The following is an 18704-nucleotide window of genomic DNA, read 5'->3' as shown; positions in this document are numbered from 1 at the left end:
TGGCCGGGTTTTTTCGAATCCGGAACAGGGCCGGCCGCGAGGGCCTAGACGCTGCTCCGGGTACGCGTACGTGCGGTACGGCGCTTGAGTGCGCGTCGCTCGTCCTCGCTCATGCCGCCCCAGACCCCGGCATCCTGACCGGACTCGAGAGCCCACGACAGGCAGTCGGCGGTGACGGGGCACCGTGCGCAGACGAGCTTCGCGTCGGCGACCTGCGCGATGGCCGGGCCGCTGGTCCCCACGGGGAAGAACAGTTCCGGATCCTCGTCGCGACAGATGGCCTTGTGACGCCAGTCCATTCCACTACTCCTTCGGGCGCGTTTGCACCACTCGATCGTCTAACTGGTGATTGTTGGCTGTAACTCTCAGTTCACGCGGCGCACCAAATGTTTCCGCGTTGTTGCTTGTGAATACTTTCACGAATCGAGCCGAAGTCAATGGGTTTGCTTAACACGTGGGCAACATCACGTCGCTCGCCTAGCACTTCGGTCTCGGACTCCCAGAGGGGGGCCCAGGCTGTCTGTCTCACGGCCTTGTAGTAGCCTACTCGTCTCGCGCCGGTGCTGTCGATGACTTTCTGCTGGTCGCGCCCCTGTCGCCGGCGAAAATTGCCCGTGACGTGGTCGGACGCTCCGGGGTATTCTTCACCACATGCGCCGACGATGTTGATCCACACCGCATGAACGGACCCGCCGAAGGCTGACAGCCGCGGCGGTGGGTGCCGCCCTCCTCGAAGACCTCATCCCGTTCTACCCGCTCTACGCCGTCCTCTTCGCCGACCCCGGCGTCCCCGGTGCCGGCCTCGGGCCCGCCGAGATCTCGGCACTGTTCGTCGTCTGGTCGGTCTCGTCGGTGATCGTCGAGGTCCCCACCGGTGTGCTGGCCGACCGGATGTCCCGACGGAAGCTGCTGACCGCCGGTCCGCTGATCACTGCTTCCGGCTTCGCGCTGTGGACGGCGGCGCCGTCGTTTCTCGCCTTCGCCGCCGGATTCGTCCTGTGGGCCCTCGGCGGTTCGCTGCGCTCCGGCACGACCCAGGCCCTGGTCTACGACGAGCTCGCCGGTCTCGGGCGCGCGCGTGACTACGCGCGTCTGTCCGGACTCATGCGGGCCGCCGCGGCCCTCGGGGTGATCGGCGGCACCGCCCTGGCCGCGCCGTTGTTCTCCTGGGGCGGCTACGAGGCGGTGGGCATCGCCAGCGTCGTCTCATGCCTGCTGTGCTCGCTGATGTCGGCGATGCTGCCCGAGACGCGCGCCGGCCGGGACGGCACCCCGGCGGACACGTCGGAGTCCGATGGACCCGACCCCGGCGATGCGGACCCGGGAGCGGGCTGGCTCGCGATCGTGCGCAGTGGCAGGCGTTCGCTGCGGACACAGCCGGTGGCGCGGCGGATGTTGCTGTTGGGTGTGGCCCTGACCTGGGTCGCTGCGCTGGACGAGTACCTGCCGTTGCTGATCGGGGCATTCGTGGGCGAGGCGGAGAACGCCGACGCGGTCGGCGCCCCGGGGACCGATCCGGGCGCGATCGCGCTGCTGATGATCGTGGTCTCGATCGGCGACATCGGGGGAGCGCTCGCCGCGGGACGGTTCCGGTCGGTCGCGGCGATCGGGCCCGCCGTGGGTCTGGGCGCGATCATGCTGATCGGGGCGTCGCTGTGGGGGCATCCGGTGGGTGCGCTGGGTATCGCCGTCGCGTTCGGAATCCTGGGCTGGGCGCGGGTCGTCGCCGACGCCGCGTTGCAGGACCGACTGAGTTCGACGTCGCGGGCCACCGTCACCTCGCTGGCCGGGATGGGCGAGGAAGTCGTCGCGATCCTGGCCTATGCCGGCTGGGCGCTGGGGTCGGTGTGGCTCGGGCCGGCCGGACTGTTCGCCGTCGCCGCGCTGCCCTACGTCGTGGTGTCGGCGCTGCTGATCGGCGGTGCGATGACCGTGAGGGCCTCGCGGCGGTGACGAAACCGCAAGTCGCGGAACGCCCCGATGTAGTCGCCGTCCATCTGCACATCGATCGGCGCCTCGGCGCGGAAGCACACCTCGTCGACATCGTCGTCCCGAAAGAGGTGGCGCGCCTTGGGATCTGCCTGGGACAGGAGCCGGGCCGCCAGCGGGAGATTGCGGAGCACGCCGGTGGAGGTCGCCACGAACACGCCGAGTCCGGTGTGGAAACCGGTGTCGGGATTGGTGCGGATCTCGCGCGGTCCGAGGTAGGTCCAGGGGCTGGTGTTCGACACGAAACCGAAACGGGCGCCGGTGATCCGGTCGCGCCCGGGGATCTCGACGTCGAACGTGGCCGACGACCCGGACTGTTTCAGGAAGCTGCTGATCGTGGTCCACAGGTATCGGGCCGGGGTCGCGGTCTTGCCCGCGTGGCGTTTGTCCTCCATCGCGTGGATGACGACCGCATCCATGCCCATGCCCGTGTTGAACAGGAACCACCGGTCGTCGGTGTGTCCGAGACCGATGCGGCGGCTCTGTCCGGTGTCGAGCAGCGAGATGATCTGCTGCGTCGCGAGAAGTGGATCGGGGTCGATCCCCAACGTCCGGGCGAAGACGTTGGCGCTGCCGCCGGGGATCACGGCCAGCGACGGGCGTCGACCGTCGGGGTCGCTCGTCGACGGCGGGTCGAGGAGTCCGTTGGCGGCCTCGTTCACCGATCCGTCGCCGCCGTGCACGATGACGGTGTCGAAATCCTCGGCGACGGCGCGCGCGGCGAGTTCGAAGGCGTGCCCGCGGTGCGTGGTGAGCTCGACGTCGAGGTGGAAGTGCGCGCTCAGGGTGTGCGCGAGCGCGTCGCGGCCCGCGGGACTGGTCGCGGTGGCGAACGGATTGACGATGAGCATGACGCGCACGACACCCGAGGATATGGGGTCGGCCCCGCCCGCGCGTAATCGCGGCGGTGTCGCAGCGTGATCGGACCGGTGTGCACACCCGGGGCGGGGCGTGCGAGCGCACCAAATATCCTGGGGCGGTGAGCACCGAGAACGGCCGTCCGGAGTCCGACACCGATCCATCGGTGACCCCGCGCCAGATCAAGATCGCGGGTGCGGTGACCACGGTCCAGGGTCTGGTCGGAATTGTGGTCGCGGTGATCCTGGTGGTGCGCGGTCTGGCCGGGCACGAGGAGGCCACGATCAGTGGCTATGGCACCGCGGCCTGGTTCGGCATCATCGGCGGCGGAGTGCTCGTCGGCGGGCTCGCACTGCTCGTCGGTCGGCGCTGGGGACGCTCGATCGCGATGGTGGCCCAGATCTTGTTGCTGCCGGTCGCGTATTACCTGTTCACGAGCGGGTGGCCGGTGTTCGGGGTGCCGCTGGCGCTCGCGGCGCTGGCCGTGCTGGTGATGCTGTTCAGCCCGGCGTCCATCCGCTGGCTCGCCGACGACCTCGAACCCGAACGCTGACGGGCCGCTCCCTACCTGACGTCTTCCACGAGGGCGGCCCCACAGACCGGGGAGCCGTGGCGAAGCCGCCGCGCAATCGGCCCGGACTCTCATCCGACGATCCCGGCCCGGGCGGTCGTACAGTAGGGCGCATGACGCGCATCCTCGCGATTGCCAACCAAAAGGGTGGGGTCGCCAAGACCACCACGGTGGAGTCCCTCGGCGCCGCCCTCGCCGACCTCGACGTCTCGGTGCTCGTCGTCGACCTCGACCCGCAAGGCTGTCTCACCTTCTCGCTCGGGCACGAGCCCGACCAGCTCACCTCCTCGGTTCACGACGTGCTGCTCGGCGACGAGGAGATCGCCGACGTCCTCCTCGACACCGAGGACAAGGTCACCCTGCTGCCGGCGACCATCGATCTCGCCGGAGCCGAGGCGCTGCTGCTGATGCGTCCGGGGCGGGAGTACGCGCTCAAGCGGGCGCTCGCGGAGGTGAGCGAGGATTTCGACGTCGTCATCGTCGACTGCCCGCCGTCGCTCGGTGTGCTGACCCTGAACGGTCTCACCGCGGCCGACGAGGTGATCGTGCCGCTGCAGTGCGAGACCCTCGCCCATCGTGGTGTCGGTCAGCTGTTGCGGACCGTCCGGGAGGTTCAGCAGATCACCAACCCGAACCTCACGATGCTGGGCGCGGTGGCCACCCTGTTCGACGCCCGGACCACGCACAGTCGTGACGTCCTCGCGGACGTGTCTGACCGCTATGACCTGCCGGTGCTCGACCCGCCGATCCCGCGCACCGTGCGTTTCGCGGAGTCCTCGGCTTCCGGGACATCGGTCATGCGGGGCCGAAAGAACAAGGGCGCCACGGCATATCGCGCGCTCGCCGAGAATCTGTGGAAGCACTGGGAGGCCGGCGAGAAGGTCGGTACCTTCGAGGTCTGAGGTCGCCGATCAGCCCGGACCGTAGGCCTCGATGCGCGGTCCGTGCTGCTCGATCACGGAGTCGCCGAGGACACGAAGACTCACCACCGGCGCCGCCGGTTCGCTTCGTGCCAGTGGGATGGACCGGATCTCACGGCCGGTCGCCACGTCCCGGACGCTGATCCCCGTCGCGCTCGGCAGCAGGAGTTGCCCGGCCATCACCTGGCCGGGTCCGAGTGTGCCCGGGACCTGATAGATCGGGTTGAGCGTCTGGGCGTTCAGGACGACCGTCGCCTTGCCGGTCCAGTAGGTGACGATCCCGTCGGAGGAGATCGGGACACTCCCGGCCGGCGGCGTCGCGTCGCCCGCGACGGTGTTGGTCCCGGCCGCGTTGCCGTCGGTGTCGAAACGCCGGATCGCCGGTCCGCTCTCGGCGCCGATCGTCGGTGGTTCGGCCGGCGCGGCCCCGCCGTCGTAGACGGCGATACCCGACGACGACATCGCGATCAGTACCGGCGGCGGTCCGCTCACGTCCCCGGTGATCAGGGTCGACCCGTACTGCTCGACGTTCTCATCGCTCCCGAGCACCGCGCCGAGGACCGTCAGCCGGTACCCGGGGTCGTCGGCGCAGCGTTCGATGACGGCGACGCGATCTCCGGACAACGCCGAGGAGAACAACTCGCAGTCTTCGCGGTCGGGCGCGTCCTCCGGACGTACAGGTGCCTCGACCCGCCCGTACTCGATACCGCGGACGAGGTTGGAACCCCAGGTCTCCATCCGCCGGGACCCCTGCGCGACGACGTACCCCGAGTCGGTCGCGAGCCGGATGTCCGGGTCGGCGTCGCTGGTGCGTGCGCCCTCCCGGCTCCCGGTGCCCGCGTCGAGTGCGGTCACCTCCGAGCATCCCCGGCTGTTGCGGTACACGGCCAGCGCCAGGTCCGAACTCGCCGTCCAGGCGGTGCCGACGGTACACAGATCGAGATCGCGGCTGTACGACCAGAGTTCACGGCCGGTGGCCGGGTCGTGCCCGACCACCCGACCGCCGTTGCCGGTGACCACGGCCGAGGTGCCGATGGCCGGGGCGCTGGTGGCGTCGGAGTCGGCCCGCCACCGGGCGACGAAGCGCTCCGGCACGGTCTCCGCCTGCGCGACCGCGGCGGGCTCGTCCTCGGCCTGCACGCTCGTCGTGTGGCGGACCGGACTGAGGGCCCAGGCGGTGACGCACAGGGCGGCGACGACGACCACGATGGCCGCGGTGACCGCGAGATCGATCGGTCGGCGCCGCTCGGGCCTGACTCGTGCCACGCGGGTCAGCCGCTGGTCAGTCGGCGACCGCTGCGGTGGACTCCGACCCGCCGGGGCGATTGGCGCCCCCGCGACGGCGGCGACGCCGACGCGGTTTCGTGGTGCCGTCAGCGGCCGGCGCGGCGTCGTCGGCCGGTGTCGCGTCGGCGGAGGCGGCGGACTCGGTCGAGGTGGACTCGGCAGCCGATTCCGCGGTCGTCGTGTCGCCGCCCGGCTTCCCGGCACGGGTGCGTCGCCGGGTGCGGTTCGAGCGCTTGCGGGGCTCCCGGTCCTCGCGGGTCTCCCTGGTCTCGTCGGGGTCACGCGGTGGCTTGGGTGCGGCGATGCGGCCGGTCTTCGACTCGGGGATCGACAGATCCGCACGGAGGTGTTCCGACGTCGAGTAGGTCTCCGGCGGGTCCGGGATACCGAGGTTCAAGGCCTTGTCGATGAGTTCCCAGCGGTGCAGTTCGTCCCAGTCGACGAGGGTCACCGCGATACCCGTGCGGCCCGCGCGACCGGTACGGCCGATGCGGTGCACGTAGGTCTTGTCGTCCTCGGGGCACTGGTAGTTGATGACATGGGTGACGTCGTCGATGTCGATGCCGCGGGCGGCCACATCGGTGGCGACCAGCACGTCGATGGTGCCGTCGCGGAAGCGGTTGAGCGCCTTCTCGCGAGCGACCTGACCGAGGTCGCCGTGGACTGCGCCGACCTTGAAGCCGCGCTCGGCCAGATCGTCGGCGACCTTCTGCGCGGTGCGCTTGGTGCGGGTGAAGACCATCGTCGCCCCGCGGCCGTCGGCCTGCAGGATGCGGGCGACGAGCTCGGCCTTGTCCAGGGCGTGTGCCCGGTAGGCGTACTGCTTGGTGCGGTCGTGGACCGCGGAGTCGTTGGCGTTCTCGGCCCGGATGTGGGTCGGCCGGTTCAGGAAGGTGCGGGCCAGGGTGACGATGGGGCCGGGCATGGTCGCCGAGAACAGCATGGTCTGCCGAGGTGTCGGCAGTGCGGACATGATCCGCTCGATGTCGGGCAGGAAGCCGAGGTCGAGCATCTCGTCGGCCTCGTCGAGCACCAGGATCGACACCTTGCCGAGGACGAGGTGACCCTGCTGGGCGAGGTCGAGGAGGCGGCCGGGCGTGCCGACGACGACGTCGACGCCCGACTGCAGTTCGGCGATCTGGGCCTCGTAGGGACGTCCGCCGTAGATCGAGGTGATCTTCAGCGGGCGGGTGGTGCCGTCGGCCAGCGTGACATCGAGAGCAGGTGCGATGACCTGGAGATCGCCGGTCACCTGGACGCACAGCTCACGCGTCGGCACGATGATCAGCGCACGCGGGGTGTTGTCCAGGGGCCGCACGCCCGAGGCGGCGGCGTGGGCGAGGCGGTGCACCAGCGGGATGCCGAAGCCGAACGTCTTGCCCATGCCGGTGCGGGCCTGACCGATCAGGTCGTGTCCCTCGAGGGCGAGCGGCAGGGTGAGTTCCTGGATCGCGAAGGAGTGGGTCTTGCCGTCTGCGGCGAGGGCGGAGACGATGCGCTCGTCGACGCCGAGTTCGGCGAAGGTGGGTGCGGTATGGGTGTCGTCGACGATGGTCGTCTGCACGGCGGAATCGCTCATGTGCGGTTGTGTGCCTTTCTGGGCCGGTCTGCGCGCGATGTGTTTCGGTGCGCGCACGGAGAGGGCTCGAAAGTGCACGCGCATATGTCGTAGTGGCACCGGGGATGTGACCGGGTATCGCGAGAGGGAACTCGCACGTCCCGCGAGTCGACTCGCGAGCAACGCCGTCGCCACATCCACACGCTCGCGCCGGCGAGCACGCGCTCTCGCGCAGCTCAGCGGGCAAGCGACGGGGGGTCCCGTCGGAGTGCACCGCCGTCGAGTGTACTTGGTGCCCGCCCGTGGCCCGCTACCATCATCTCATGGCGCCTGCATCCGACCCTTCCGAGTCGATCCCGTCACCTGCGACGTCCACCTCGGTGGCGTCGGTCGAGATGCGGGATTCGGCGATCGGGAAGCTGTTCGCCGTGCTGCTCGCCGGCGAGTTCGCCGCGTTCCACCGGCTCATCGAGGAGTCGGCGATGGCGCCGGATGTGCCCAGCCGGATCGCGATCGCCCGGATGGCGGCGTCGGAGGTCGGACACTTCGACCGGCTCGCCGAGCGGGTGGAGGCGATGACCGGGCTCGGCGCCGCGGAGGCCGTCGAGCGCTATCGCTCGGTGTTCGACCAGTATCACCGCGCGACCACGCCGAAGACCTGGTACGAGGCGCTGGTCAAGGCCTATGTCGGCGACGGACTGGCCGCCGATTTCTACGCCGAACTCGCCGACATGCTGCCGCCGGACTCGCAGTCCGTGATGGCCGAGGTGATGTCGGAGACCGTCAATTCGCAGTTCGCTCGGGAGCAGGTCCGTGCGGCGGTCGAGGCCGACCCGTCGATCAAGTCGGCGCTGGTCCTGTGGGGCCGTCGGCTGCTCGGCGAGGCGATCACGCACGCGCAATGGGTCCTCGCCGCCGAGGAGGAGGTCACCGATCTGCTCTTCGCCGGAGCCAGCTCGCTGACCGGCGTCGCGGGATTCTTCGACGTCGTCGCGAGCAAACACGCCGACCGGATGGCCGATCTCGGACTCGATTGAGCCGCACCTGACCTCCGTGGTTCCGGCCGGTGGCGTTTCGCTCTCAGCGGAGTGCCTGTCCGGCCGTGGCCCGGCTGCACTAGCCTTGTGCGGCAAGCGTTGTTAGACCAGCGTTGATGACACACCGAGGAGGGCGGCACATGGCCGTGGAAGTGAAGATCGGCATCACCGACAGCCCGCGGGAGCTGACCATCGCGTCGACCCTGACCAGCGACAAGGCCTTTGCGGAGGTCGAGGCGGCACTGGGTGGCAAGCAGCAACTGCTGTCCCTCGTGGACGACAAGGGCGCCCGCTACCTCATCCCGGTCACCAAGATCGCCTATGTCGAGGTGGGCGCATCGGAGAACCGGCGCGTCGGGTTCGGTTCCTGACCGGCCGGCAATAGCTCGACGACAAGGGGCCTGTACGCCGATGGCGTACAGGCCCCTTTCTCGTGTCGTCGGCCGGCGTCAGGCGCCGTTCGAATCAGGCCCGCTCCCGGCGCCGCCCGCCTCGGGATCGGTGGGTTCCGCGTCGGCAGCGGCGGTCTGGCGCGGGAAATGCGACAACCCGCCCCACAGCAGGGCGACCGTCGTGTCGACCGCGGTCTGCTTGTCGACCGGGCGCTTGGCCTCCAGCCAGTAGCGGGCGTTGACCTGGCTGGCGCCGACGAGCCCCGACGCGAGCATGCGTGAACGATAGGGGTCGAGTCCGGAGTCGTGCATGACCAGCCCGTACACCGCGTCGACACAGGCCTCGGTCGCGCCCTCCACCCGGCGGATGACGGCGGGGTCGGAGGCGTCGGAGGAGAAGATCAGCCGGTAGCCCGAGTTGTCCTGGTCGATGAAATCGAAGAATGCCTGGACCGCTGCGCGGACGCGGCGGCGGTTGTCCGTCGTCGTCCGCAGGGCGGTGTTGACGTCGCTGACCAGCTTCTCGGCATGCGAATCGACGACCGCGATGTACAGGTCGAGCTTGGATGGAAAGTGTTGGTACAGAACGGGTTTGCTCACTCCCGCGTGCACGGCGATCTCATCCATGCCGGCGGCGTGGTAACCGCGTTCGACGAAGATCTCACTGGCCGCGTCGAGCAACTGCATACGTCGTGCGCTGCGCGGCAGGCGGGTGCTGCGTCCCGGCACGGCGGATGCGTTGGTTGCGGTCGACATGCCCAAGAGAGTACTCGGGGGAGCTTCTTGCGCAGTATCGGTGGTCTGCTGTGAGAAAGTTGACCGGTGAGCCGCACTGAGGACGGTGGCCCCGGACCCGAACGCGGCCGGGTGCGTGCCAAGGACGTCGGCCCGAGATCGTCGGGACGCCCCAGACCGGACCAGCCGCTACGAGCGCGCTGGGACCCGACCGACGACAGCGGACGACCCCGCGTCGACCGCGATGCGCAGCCCGGATACAAGAAGCAGTCGGCGCTCGGGCGATTCGTCTCGACCTACGGCTGGCGCGCGTACGCCATCCCGGTGCTCTCGATCCTGACGATCGCACTGATCGTCGTCACCGTCCGGGACGGCCGTACCGATGCGCTCGAGCCGGCCGCCGCCGCCAGCCCGGACTCCGCGGCACGCAACACCGACATCAGCAAGGAGACCCGCCCGATCGGCGCGCCCACCGGCGACATCCAGGCGGCCGCGCTGCCCGCCGGGACGCTGCCGCAGGGTGGTCCGTTCACCGAGCGGGCCCGCAAGACCTATCGGGTCCTGCGTGGGGGCGGTCCGCCCATCGGTTCCGGCGGGCAGGTTTACACCTACACGGTGGAGGTCGAGAACGGTCTCGACCCGCAGGACTACGGCGGTGACCCGACCTTCGCGAAGATGGTCGACACGACGCTGGCCAACCCGCGCAGCTGGATCGGTGACGGCCGCGTGTCCTTCCGTCGGGTCGACCGCGGCGAGCCCGACCTGCGCATCACCCTCACCTCCACCGGCACGACCCGAGAGCTCTGCGGCTATCAGATCCGGCTGGAGACCTCGTGTTACTACCCGCCGCAGGCCCGGGTCGCGCTCAACGAGGCCCGCTGGGTGCGCGGTGCCCTGTCGTATCAGGGCGATGACGTCGCCTACCGGCAGTACCTCATCAACCACGAGGTCGGGCACGGCATCGGTTACGAGTCCCACGAGGCGTGCCGCGAGGACGGTGCGCTCGCGCCGATCATGATGCAGCAGTCCTTCGGCGTCGCGAACTCCGAGATCATGGCCCTCGATCCGCAGATGAAGGCCAACCGCACCTTCGTGTGCCGACCCAACCCGTGGCCTTTCCCGACCCGCTGACCCGGGAATGCCGCTGCGGGCCCGGTCGTTGTGCCAGGAGTCCGTAGTCAGCCTGAACAATGGAGGCGTTCGTGTCGTCGCAAGGGTCGCCCACAGGGTCGCTGCCGCCGCTGGTGGAACCGGCCGCGGAGCTGAGCAACGAAGAGGTGGCCCGCTACAGCCGTCACCTGATCATCCCCGATGTGGGAATGGACGGTCAGAAACGTCTGAAGAACGCCAAGGTGCTGGTGATCGGTGCCGGCGGCCTCGGCTCGCCGACGCTGCTCTACCTCGCCGCGGCCGGGGTCGGCACGATCGGCATCGTCGAATTCGACATCGTCGACGAATCCAATCTGCAGCGCCAGGTCATCCACGGCCAGTCCGACATCGGCCGGCCGAAGGCCGAGAGCGCACGGGACTCCATCCTGGAGATCAATCCGTTCGTCACCGTCAACCTGCACGACCAGCGGCTGGAGCCCGAGGGCGCGATCGAACTGTTCTCGCAGTACGACCTCATCCTCGACGGCACCGACAACTTCGCGACCCGGTACCTGGTGAACGACGCCGCGGTCCTCGCGCACAAGCCCTACGTGTGGGGTTCGATCTACCGCTTCGAGGGCCAGGCATCGGTCTTCTGGGAGGACGCCCCGGACGGTCGCGGACTCAACTACCGCGATCTCTACCCGCAGGCGCCGCCGCCCGGGATGGTGCCGTCGTGCGCCGAGGGCGGTGTCCTCGGCATCCTCTGCGCCTCGATCGGCTCGATCATGGGTACCGAGGCGATCAAGTTGATCTGCGGTATCGGTGAACCGCTGCTCGGCCGTCTGATGGTGTACGACGCGCTGGACATGACCTACCGGACCATCAAGATCCGCAAGGATCCCGAAGGTGAACGCGTCGCCGGTCTGATCGACTACGACGATTTCTGCGGTGTCGTCTCCTCGGAGGCGTCCGACGCCGCGGCCGGGTCGACGCTGACCGCCGTCGAACTCAAGTCGAAGATCGACGCGGGGGAGAAGCTGGCGATCATCGACGTCCGGGAGCCCGTCGAATGGGACATCGTCCGCATCGACGGCGCCACGCTCGTCCCGAAGGGCGACATCCTCTCCGGCGAAGGTCTCGCCAAGGTGCCCCACGACCGCCCCACGGTCCTGTACTGCAAGACCGGTATCCGGTCCGCGGAGGCACTCGCCGCGCTCAAGCGAGCCGGCTTCGCCGACGCGACGCATCTGCAGGGTGGCGTGACCGCGTGGGCCAACCAGGTCGACAAGACGCTCCCGGTCTACTGATCTCGGTCGTCGATCCGGGTGTCTGCGCACGTGACTGCCGCGTGCCTTCCGGAAACGGACACCCACGCTCGGTAATCTGGCCAACGTGAACACCGTCGAGCCGCCCGAACATGTGCTGAACACGTTCGGGCTCACCGCCCACCCACCCATCGCGATGGGGGAATCGTGGGCCGGCGGGTGGCGTGTCGGCGAAGTCGTGCTGTCCCTGGTCCCCGACCACGCGCGTGCCGCGTGGTCGGCGTCGGTCCGGGAGTCCCTCTTCGTCGAGGGCATGCGCATCGCGCGTCCTTTCCGCGCCACGGACGGCCGATACGTGGTGTCCGGGTGGCGGGCGGACACCTACATCGCGGGGACACCCGAGCCGCGGCACGACGAGGTCGTCCTGGTGGCCGACCGCCTGCACGAGGCGACCGCCTCGCTCGAGCGGCCCCGGTTCCTGCTGCAGCCGCCGGCCCCGCCGCACACCGACGTCGATGTCTTCACCGCCGCCGACCGCGCCGCCTGGGAGGACGTGCCCCTGCGGTCGGCCCGCGCCGCGGGCATGGCCGAGCCGACCGCGCCGGACGGCGTGCAGAGCGTCGACATGCTGAAAACCCTTGCGAAACTCCGCAAGCCGGTGGATCTGCCGTCCCAGGTCGTGCACGGTGACCTGTTCGGCACGGTCCTCTTCGCGGGCGCCGCGGCTCCCGGGATCACCGACATCGTCCCGTATTGGCGACCGGCCCCGTGGGCGGCGGCGGTCGCGGTCGTCGACGCCCTCGCCTGGGGCGGCGCCGACACCGAACTCATCCAGCGATGGTCCGATCAGCCCGAGTGGCCGCAGATGATGCTGCGGGCGACGATGTTCCGGCTGGCCGTCCACGCCCTGCACCCGCGGTCGACCTCGGGCGCACTGCCCGGGTTGCAGCGAGTCGTCGAACATGTACGTTTACTCGTATAATCGCAGCTCACAGCCCTGACTGACTGCTGACAGGGTTCTCACACCGTCGTTGTGACGGAGTGAGGACAACGTGACCATGTGGTCACCTCGCGGCAAATCCGCGCAACACGCCCCCTCCACACTTGGTCTCGAGTCGCACGACATCGGTGTCGGCGTCCCACACGACAGCCACCACTGCACGTCCAGCTCAGTGCACGGCAGTGACACCAGAGACCACCACAGCATCGGAGGCGGAGCCTTGGCATTCGCAGACCTCAAAGCCCAACTGAGACGAGACCACACCATCACCGACTGGGATCCCGAGGATCGGGAGGCCTGGGACAACGGCAACGCCGCGGTCGCCAAGCGCAACCTGATCTGGTCGGTGATCTGCGAGCACGTCGGCTTCTCGATCTGGTCGCTGTTCTCGGTGATGGCCCTGTTCATGGGTCCCGAGTACGGCATCAGCATGGACCAGAAGTTCATCATCGCCGCCACCGCGACCCTCGTCGGTTCGTGCCTGCGGATTCCCTACACGCAGGCCACCGCCCGGTTCGGCGGCCGCAACTGGGCCATCTTCTCTGCGGTCGTGCTGCTCATCCCGACCGGACTCACGATGATGCTGATGATGAATCCGGGCGAGTTCGGATTCGGCTGGTTCCTCGCCGTCGCGGCGATCACCGGCTTCGGTGGCGGCAACTTCGCGTCGTCGATGACCAACATCAACGCGTTCTACCCGCAGCGGCTCAAGGGCTGGGCCCTCGGACTCAACGCCGGCGGCGGCAACATCGGCGTCCCGGTCGTCCAGGTCATCGGTCTGCTGGTCATCTGGCTCTTCGCCGACAAGCCGGAGATCGTCTGCGCGATCTACCTCGTCGCATTGGCGGTCGCCGGCGTCGGCGCCGCGATCTACATGGACAACCTCGACCACCAGACCGCCAGCGGACGCGCGATGATCGACTGTCTGAAGCACCGCGACACCTGGCTGATCTGCCTGCTCTACGTCGGCACGTTCGGCTCGTTCATCGGTTTCGGCTTCGCGTTCAGCCAGGTCCTCAACATCAGCTTCACCTCGGCGGGGGCGGCCAAGCCGGCCCTGGCCGCAGCCCAGATCGCCTGGATCGGACCGCTTCTCGGATCGGTGGTGCGACCCTACGGCGGCAAGCTCGCCGACCGTATCGGCGGCGGCAAGGTGACGTTGTACTGCTTCATCGCGATGGCCGCGTCGGCCTCCATCCTGGTGGTCGCCGGCATGTCTGCCGACGCCAACGGCAAGGTCATCAGCGGTGGCGTGCTCGCTGCGTTCATCGTCGGGTTCATCCTCCTGTTCCTGCTGTCCGGGATCGCCAACGGATCGGTGTACAAGATCATCCCGACGATCTGGGAACACAAGGCGCAGTCCTTGAGCGGCCTCAACTCGCACGGCAGGACCAAGTGGTCGCGCAGCATGTCCGGCGCGCTGATCGGGATCGCGGGCGCGGCCGGTGGCCTGGGTGGCGTCGGCATCAACCTCGTGCTGCGCGCCAGCTACAAGTCCAATCAGTCGGCAACACAAGCCTTCTGGGTGTTCCTCAGCTTCTACGTGATGGCGGCGGTGGTGACCTGGTGGTTCTACGCCCGTCGGCCGATCGTCATCGGGGAGACCACGGATCTGCCGATCGCGGGTACCCCGGAGGGCGTTCCCGCCGCAGGCGACGAGGTCCGACCCAGCGGTGTCGCATCGGAGGGCACCGACAAGCAGGCAACCAAAGAAGCGCTGGCCTGATCCGTCGAGGACACGGGTACCGGCGAGGCAAGGGAGTCAAGAGCAGTGAACAGCGAAACCGCAACGCGCACCACCAAAACGGTGGTGGTGGTGGGCCATGGCATGGTCGGCCACCGCTTCGTCCAGGCGCTCCGCGAGCGTGACGCGACCGACCGGTGGCGGATCGAGATCGTCAGCGAGGAGCTCGATCCGGCCTACGACCGTGTCGGACTGTCCTCGTACGTCGGTGCCTGGCTACGTGATTCGCTCGCCCTCGAGGGCAACACGTACGCCGGCGACGATCGTGTGGTCACCCATCTGGGCGAGACCGTCACCGACATCGATCGGTCCGCCCGGCGGGTGGTCACCTCGAGCGGTCGCGAGATCGACTACGACGCGGTGGTTCTCGCCACCGGCTCTTACGCCTTCGTCCCGCCGGTTCCCGGCCACGACAACGATCGGTGTTTCGTCTACCGCACCCTCGACGACCTCGACGCCATCCGGGCCGCGGCCGAGGCCGCCGGTCCGGGCGCGACGGGCGTCGTGGTCGGGGGTGGGCTGCTCGGGCTCGAGGCCGCCAACGCCCTCAAGCTCCTGGGCATGACCCCGCATGTCGTGGAGTTCGCTCCGCGCCTGATGCCCATGCAGGTCGACGAGGGCGGTGGCGCGATCCTGAAGAATCTCGTGACCGATCTGGGACTCGAGGTCCACACCGGGGTCGGCACGTCGGAGATCGCCGACGCCGAGGACGGCGGCCTGCGGGTGACACTGTCCGACGAGTCGTCGATCGAGGCGTCGCTGGTCGTCTTCTCGGCGGGCGTGCGGCCGCGCGATCAGCTGGCCCGGGACGCGGGCCTGGCCGTCGGCGAGCGCGGCGGCGTGCTCGTCGACGCCGGCTGCGTCACCGACGACGAGAACATCTACGCCATCGGTGAGGTAGCCGCCGTCGACGGCCGCTGCTACGGACTCGTCGCCCCCGGGTACTCGACCGCCGAGGTGGTCGCCGACCGCCTGCTCGGCGGCACGGCCGAGTTCCCCGGCGCCGACCTGTCCACCAAGCTCAAGCTCCTCGGCGTCGACGTCGCCAGCTTCGGCGATGCGTTCGGCGCCGCCGAGAACGCGCTCGAGATCACCTATCACGACGCGGTCGCGGGCAAGTACGCCAAGATCGTCGTCAGCGACGACGCGAAGACGCTCCTCGGCGGAATCCTGGTCGGCGACGCATCGGCCTACGCCATGCTCAAGCCGATGGTCGGCCGGGAGATCCCGGGTGACCCGGCAGCTCTCATCGCGCCCGAGGGCGGCGCGGCGGTGGGCATGGATGCACTGCCCGACGACGCGGAGATCTGCTCGTGCAACGGTGTCTCGAAGGGCACGATCTGCTCGGCGATCGCGGCGGGTGCGTGCGAGATCGCCGACATCAAGAAGGAGACCTGCGCCGGCACCACCTGTGGTGGCTGCCTGCCGAGCATCAAGCAGCTGCTCGCCGCGTCCGGGGTCGAACTGAGCAAATCGCTGTGCGACCACTTCGCCCAGTCGCGCGCCGAACTGTTCGAGATCGTCGCGGTCACGGGCATCCGGACGTTCTCCGAACTCATCGAGCGATACGGCACCGGTCAGGGTTGTGAGATCTGCAAGCCGACGGTCGCCTCCATCCTGGCCTCGACCTCCAGCGAGCACATCCTCGACGGCGAGCAGGCCGCCCTGCAGGACACCAACGACCACTTCCTCGCGAACATGCAGAAGAACGGGTCGTACTCGGTCGTGCCGCGGATGCCCGGCGGCGAGGTCACACCCGAGCAGCTGATCGTCATCGGTGAGATCGCCCGCGACTTCGGTCTCTACACGAAGGTCACCGGTGGTCAGCGCATCGACCTGTTCGGCGCGCGCGTCGACCAGCTGCCCGAGATCTGGCGTCGCCTCGTCGACGCGGGCATGGAGTCGGGGCAGGCGTACGGCAAGAGCCTGCGGACGGTGAAGAGCTGCGTCGGGTCGACCTGGTGCCGGTACGGCGTACAGGACTCGGTCGGGATGGCCGTGCTGCTGGAGAAGCGGTACCGCGGGTTGCGTTCGCCCCACAAGATCAAGTTCGGCGTGTCGGGATGTGCCCGCGAGTGCGCCGAGGCCCGGGGCAAGGACGTCGGCGTGATCGCCACCGAGCACGGCTGGAACCTGTACGTGGGCGGTAACGGAGGCCAGAGCCCCAAGCATGCGGTCCTGCTCGCCAGCGGAGTGGATGACGAGACCCTCGTCGCCTACATTGATCGGTACCTCATGTTCTACATCCGAACCGCCGATCGACTGCAGCGCACAGCGCCGTGGCTGGAGTCGCTCGAGGGTGGCCTCGACCATCTGAAGGACGTCGTCTGCGAGGACAGCCTGGGACTCGCCGCCGAACTCGAGGACGCGATGGCCCGCCACGTCGGCGGTTACCAGGACGAGTGGGCGGCAGTGCTCGCGGACGAGGACAAGCTGAAGCGGTTCGTCTCGTTCGTGAACGCGCCGGACGTCGTCGACCCGACCATCCGGTTCTCCGAGTACGAACGGAAGGCGCCGGTGCTGCTCGACATGCCGTCGGTCCGACCGGGGACGGATGCATCGGGCACCGATGTGGCGAGCACCGAACCGGTGAGAGAAGGAGTGCCCACATGACCATCGCGCCAGGGGAGGCCGACACCATGTCCGCAGAGACCACGTCCGCCGACGCCACCGTCGGGGTGCGCGAGGGGAGCTGGGTGCGTGCCTGTCCGATCGACGACCTGATCGTCGGACGCGGAGTCGCCGTGCTCGGTCCGGAGGGTGTGCAGGCCGCGCTGTTCCGCCTGCCGGCCGCCGAGACGGATCGCGAGGCGGCCCCCGGCCGCTCACGCCTGTACGCCATCGGCAACATCGACCCCTTCGGCCGCGCCGCGGTGCTGTCGCGGGGGCTCACCGGCGATCGAGGGGGAGAACCCACCGTCGCCTCGCCGCTGGGCAAGCAGATCTTCGCACTGCGCACCGGCGTCTGCCTGGACGACGAGACGGTGTCGGTCCCGAGTTACGGAGTGCGTGTCGTCAACCGCATCGTCGAGGTGTTCTTCCCGGCGTGAACACCATGACCCCCACCGGTGCAGACCCCGCCGGCGCAGGCTCCCCGGAAGCGGATCCGCTACCGCTCGCCGGCTTCACGATCGGCATCACCGCGGCACGACGCGCGGAGGAATTCGCCGCGTTGCTCCAACGACGCGGCGCCGAGGTGATGCTCGCCCCGACCATCCGTATCCTGCCGCTGGTCGACGACACCGAACTCGAGCGGGTGACCGAGGAACTCATCGGGAACCCGCCGGAGGTGATGGTCGCGACGACCGGCATCGGTTTCCGCGGGTGGGTCGAGGCGGCCGACGGCTGGGGCAACGCCGAGGCCGTCCTGCGTGCGCTGTCCGAGAGCCGGCTCATCGCCCGCGGCCCGAAGGCCAAGGGGGCGATCCGTGCGGCGGGGTTGCGTGAGGAGTGGTCGCCGGAGAGCGAGTCCTCCTCCGAGGTGCTCGACAAGCTGCTCGAAGAGGGCGTCGAGGGTGTGCGGATCGCCGTGCAGTTACACGGCGCCACCAGCGAATGGGAACCGCTGCCGGACTTCTGCACGGTGCTGCGCGCCGCCGGTGCGCAGGTGGTGCCGATTCCGGTGTACCGCTGGCACATGCATCCCGACGTGGCCGGCATCGACAAGATGATCGCGGCGGTGATCCGCGGGGACCTCGACGCGATCACCTTCACCAGTGCCCCCGCGGCGGCATCGATCCTGACCCGCGCCAAGGAACTCGGCAAGCTGCAACAGTTCATCCATGCGCTGCGGACCGCGGTGCCGGTCATGTGTGTGGGTTCGGTCACGGCCAGTCCGCTGGAGGCGTTGCAGATCCCCACGATCTACCCGCGCCGGTTCCGGCTCGGTGCTCTCGCGCGCCTGATCACCGACGAGTTGCCGCGGCGCAGCCACCTGCTGCGGGTCGCCGGTCACGACACCGCCATTCGCGGACAGGCCGTGGTGGTCGACGGCGAGCTCCGCGACATGTCGGCGACGAGCCTGCTCCTGCTCAAGCTGTTGGCCCGCAACCCGGGCCGCGTGGTGTCCCGCCAGGAGATGCTCGCCGGGTTGCCCGGCGACAGCTCCGACACCCATGCGGTCGAGGTCGCCGTCGCGAGACTCCGCGCCGCGCTGGGTGATTCGAAGATGGTCCAGACCGTGGTCAAACGAGGATACCGACTGGCCGTCGACCTCGAGTACGACGCCGAAGACGAGTGAGGAAGGGAGCGAGAAC

Annotated in this window: 18 protein-coding genes; 12 read left to right on the top strand and 6 right to left on the bottom strand. The window is 68.9% G+C overall.

Annotated features, from left to right (window positions below; all coding sequences use genetic code 11):
• Nucleotides 1-44: 44 nt before the first annotated feature.
• Both KTR9_RS19060 and KTR9_RS27410 read right to left on the bottom strand, forming a co-directional pair.
• Nucleotides 45-299: a WhiB family transcriptional regulator gene (locus KTR9_RS19060; RefSeq protein WP_004023450.1), complete on the bottom strand. Its 255-nt coding sequence runs from the start codon at nucleotides 297-299 to the stop codon at nucleotides 45-47.
• A 71-nt stretch (nucleotides 300-370) separates the two neighbouring features.
• On the bottom strand, nucleotides 371-676 hold the full coding sequence (locus KTR9_RS27410; protein ID WP_148281216.1) for a hypothetical protein: 306 nt from the start codon (nucleotides 674-676) through the stop codon (nucleotides 371-373).
• Between the two features lie 38 nt (nucleotides 677-714).
• Between KTR9_RS27410 and KTR9_RS19055 the strand changes: the two genes are divergently transcribed.
• Complete coding sequence (locus tag KTR9_RS19055; protein ID WP_014927732.1) at nucleotides 715-1953, top strand: MFS transporter; 1239 nt, start codon at nucleotides 715-717, stop codon at nucleotides 1951-1953.
• Here KTR9_RS19055 and KTR9_RS19050 read toward each other — a convergent pair.
• Complete coding sequence (locus KTR9_RS19050; protein WP_193363290.1) at nucleotides 1890-2840, bottom strand: diacylglycerol/lipid kinase family protein; 951 nt, start codon at nucleotides 2838-2840, stop codon at nucleotides 1890-1892. The two genes, KTR9_RS19055 and KTR9_RS19050, sit on opposite strands and share 64 nt — an antisense overlap.
• 128 nt (nucleotides 2841-2968) lie before the next feature.
• On the opposite strand from KTR9_RS19050, the gene KTR9_RS19045 reads away from it, so the two are divergent.
• Both KTR9_RS19045 and KTR9_RS19040 read left to right on the top strand, forming a co-directional pair.
• Nucleotides 2969-3400: a hypothetical protein gene (locus tag KTR9_RS19045; RefSeq protein WP_014927730.1), complete on the top strand. Its 432-nt coding sequence runs from the start codon at nucleotides 2969-2971 to the stop codon at nucleotides 3398-3400.
• A 131-nt stretch (nucleotides 3401-3531) separates the two neighbouring features.
• The gene (locus tag KTR9_RS19040; protein WP_010843927.1) at nucleotides 3532-4320 is read left to right on the top strand and encodes a ParA family protein; all 789 of its coding nucleotides are present in this window, start codon (nucleotides 3532-3534) and stop codon (nucleotides 4318-4320) included.
• Between the two features lie 9 nt (nucleotides 4321-4329).
• On the opposite strand, the gene KTR9_RS19035 is transcribed toward KTR9_RS19040, so the two are convergent.
• Together KTR9_RS19035 and KTR9_RS19030 are read right to left on the bottom strand one after the other, a co-directional pair.
• The gene (locus KTR9_RS19035; protein WP_014927729.1) at nucleotides 4330-5604 is read right to left on the bottom strand and encodes an Rv3212 family protein; all 1275 of its coding nucleotides are present in this window, start codon (nucleotides 5602-5604) and stop codon (nucleotides 4330-4332) included.
• 16 nt (nucleotides 5605-5620) lie between these two features.
• Nucleotides 5621-7204 (bottom strand): DEAD/DEAH box helicase, encoded by a 1584-nt coding sequence (locus KTR9_RS19030; protein WP_014927728.1) that lies wholly within the window; start codon nucleotides 7202-7204, stop codon nucleotides 5621-5623.
• A 302-nt stretch (nucleotides 7205-7506) separates the two neighbouring features.
• Here KTR9_RS19030 and KTR9_RS19025 point away from each other — a divergent pair, with 302 nt between their 5' ends.
• Both KTR9_RS19025 and KTR9_RS19020 read left to right on the top strand, forming a co-directional pair.
• Nucleotides 7507-8220: a ferritin-like fold-containing protein gene (locus KTR9_RS19025; RefSeq protein WP_083889033.1), complete on the top strand. Its 714-nt coding sequence runs from the start codon at nucleotides 7507-7509 to the stop codon at nucleotides 8218-8220.
• A 140-nt stretch (nucleotides 8221-8360) separates the two neighbouring features.
• Complete coding sequence (locus tag KTR9_RS19020) at nucleotides 8361-8591, top strand: DUF3107 domain-containing protein (protein WP_004023442.1); 231 nt, start codon at nucleotides 8361-8363, stop codon at nucleotides 8589-8591.
• 78 nt (nucleotides 8592-8669) lie between these two features.
• Here the strand turns inward: KTR9_RS19020 and KTR9_RS19015 are convergent, their stop codons facing one another.
• Nucleotides 8670-9368 (bottom strand): TetR/AcrR family transcriptional regulator, encoded by a 699-nt coding sequence (locus KTR9_RS19015; RefSeq protein ID WP_010843931.1) that lies wholly within the window; start codon nucleotides 9366-9368, stop codon nucleotides 8670-8672.
• A 66-nt stretch (nucleotides 9369-9434) separates the two neighbouring features.
• Here KTR9_RS19015 and KTR9_RS19010 point away from each other — a divergent pair, with 66 nt between their 5' ends.
• From KTR9_RS19010 to KTR9_RS18980, 7 genes are all read left to right on the top strand, one after another.
• A complete protein-coding gene (locus KTR9_RS19010) occupies nucleotides 9435-10478 on the top strand; it encodes a DUF3152 domain-containing protein (RefSeq protein ID WP_010843932.1) in 1044 nt (347 codons plus the stop codon).
• A gap of 59 nt (nucleotides 10479-10537) precedes the next feature.
• Nucleotides 10538-11746 (top strand): adenylyltransferase/sulfurtransferase MoeZ, encoded by a 1209-nt coding sequence (gene moeZ, locus KTR9_RS19005; RefSeq protein WP_010843933.1) that lies wholly within the window; start codon nucleotides 10538-10540, stop codon nucleotides 11744-11746.
• Nucleotides 11747-11831: 85 nt separating this feature from the next.
• A complete protein-coding gene (locus KTR9_RS19000; protein WP_010843934.1) occupies nucleotides 11832-12686 on the top strand; it encodes a TIGR02569 family protein in 855 nt (284 codons plus the stop codon).
• Nucleotides 12687-12924: 238 nt separating this feature from the next.
• The gene (locus KTR9_RS18995) at nucleotides 12925-14430 is read left to right on the top strand and encodes a nitrate/nitrite transporter (protein WP_014927723.1); all 1506 of its coding nucleotides are present in this window, start codon (nucleotides 12925-12927) and stop codon (nucleotides 14428-14430) included.
• 45 nt (nucleotides 14431-14475) lie between these two features.
• Nucleotides 14476-17061: a nitrite reductase large subunit NirB gene (gene nirB / locus KTR9_RS18990; protein ID WP_014927722.1), complete on the top strand. Its 2586-nt coding sequence runs from the start codon at nucleotides 14476-14478 to the stop codon at nucleotides 17059-17061.
• Nucleotides 17058-17498 (top strand): nitrite reductase (NAD(P)H) small subunit family protein, encoded by a 441-nt coding sequence (locus tag KTR9_RS18985; RefSeq protein WP_014927721.1) that lies wholly within the window; start codon nucleotides 17058-17060, stop codon nucleotides 17496-17498. Before nirB ends, KTR9_RS18985 begins: the two co-directional genes overlap by 4 nt.
• A gap of 5 nt (nucleotides 17499-17503) precedes the next feature.
• Entirely contained in the window at nucleotides 17504-18688 is a 1185-nt protein-coding gene (locus tag KTR9_RS18980; RefSeq protein ID WP_044508113.1) for a uroporphyrinogen-III synthase, read from the top strand.
• Nucleotides 18689-18704 lie beyond the last annotated feature (16 nt).

The sequence above is a fragment of the Gordonia sp. KTR9 genome, from assembly GCF_000143885.2.
Lineage (GTDB): Bacteria > Actinomycetota > Actinomycetes > Mycobacteriales > Mycobacteriaceae > Gordonia.
This window is presented reverse-complemented; position numbering and strand designations above follow the sequence as displayed.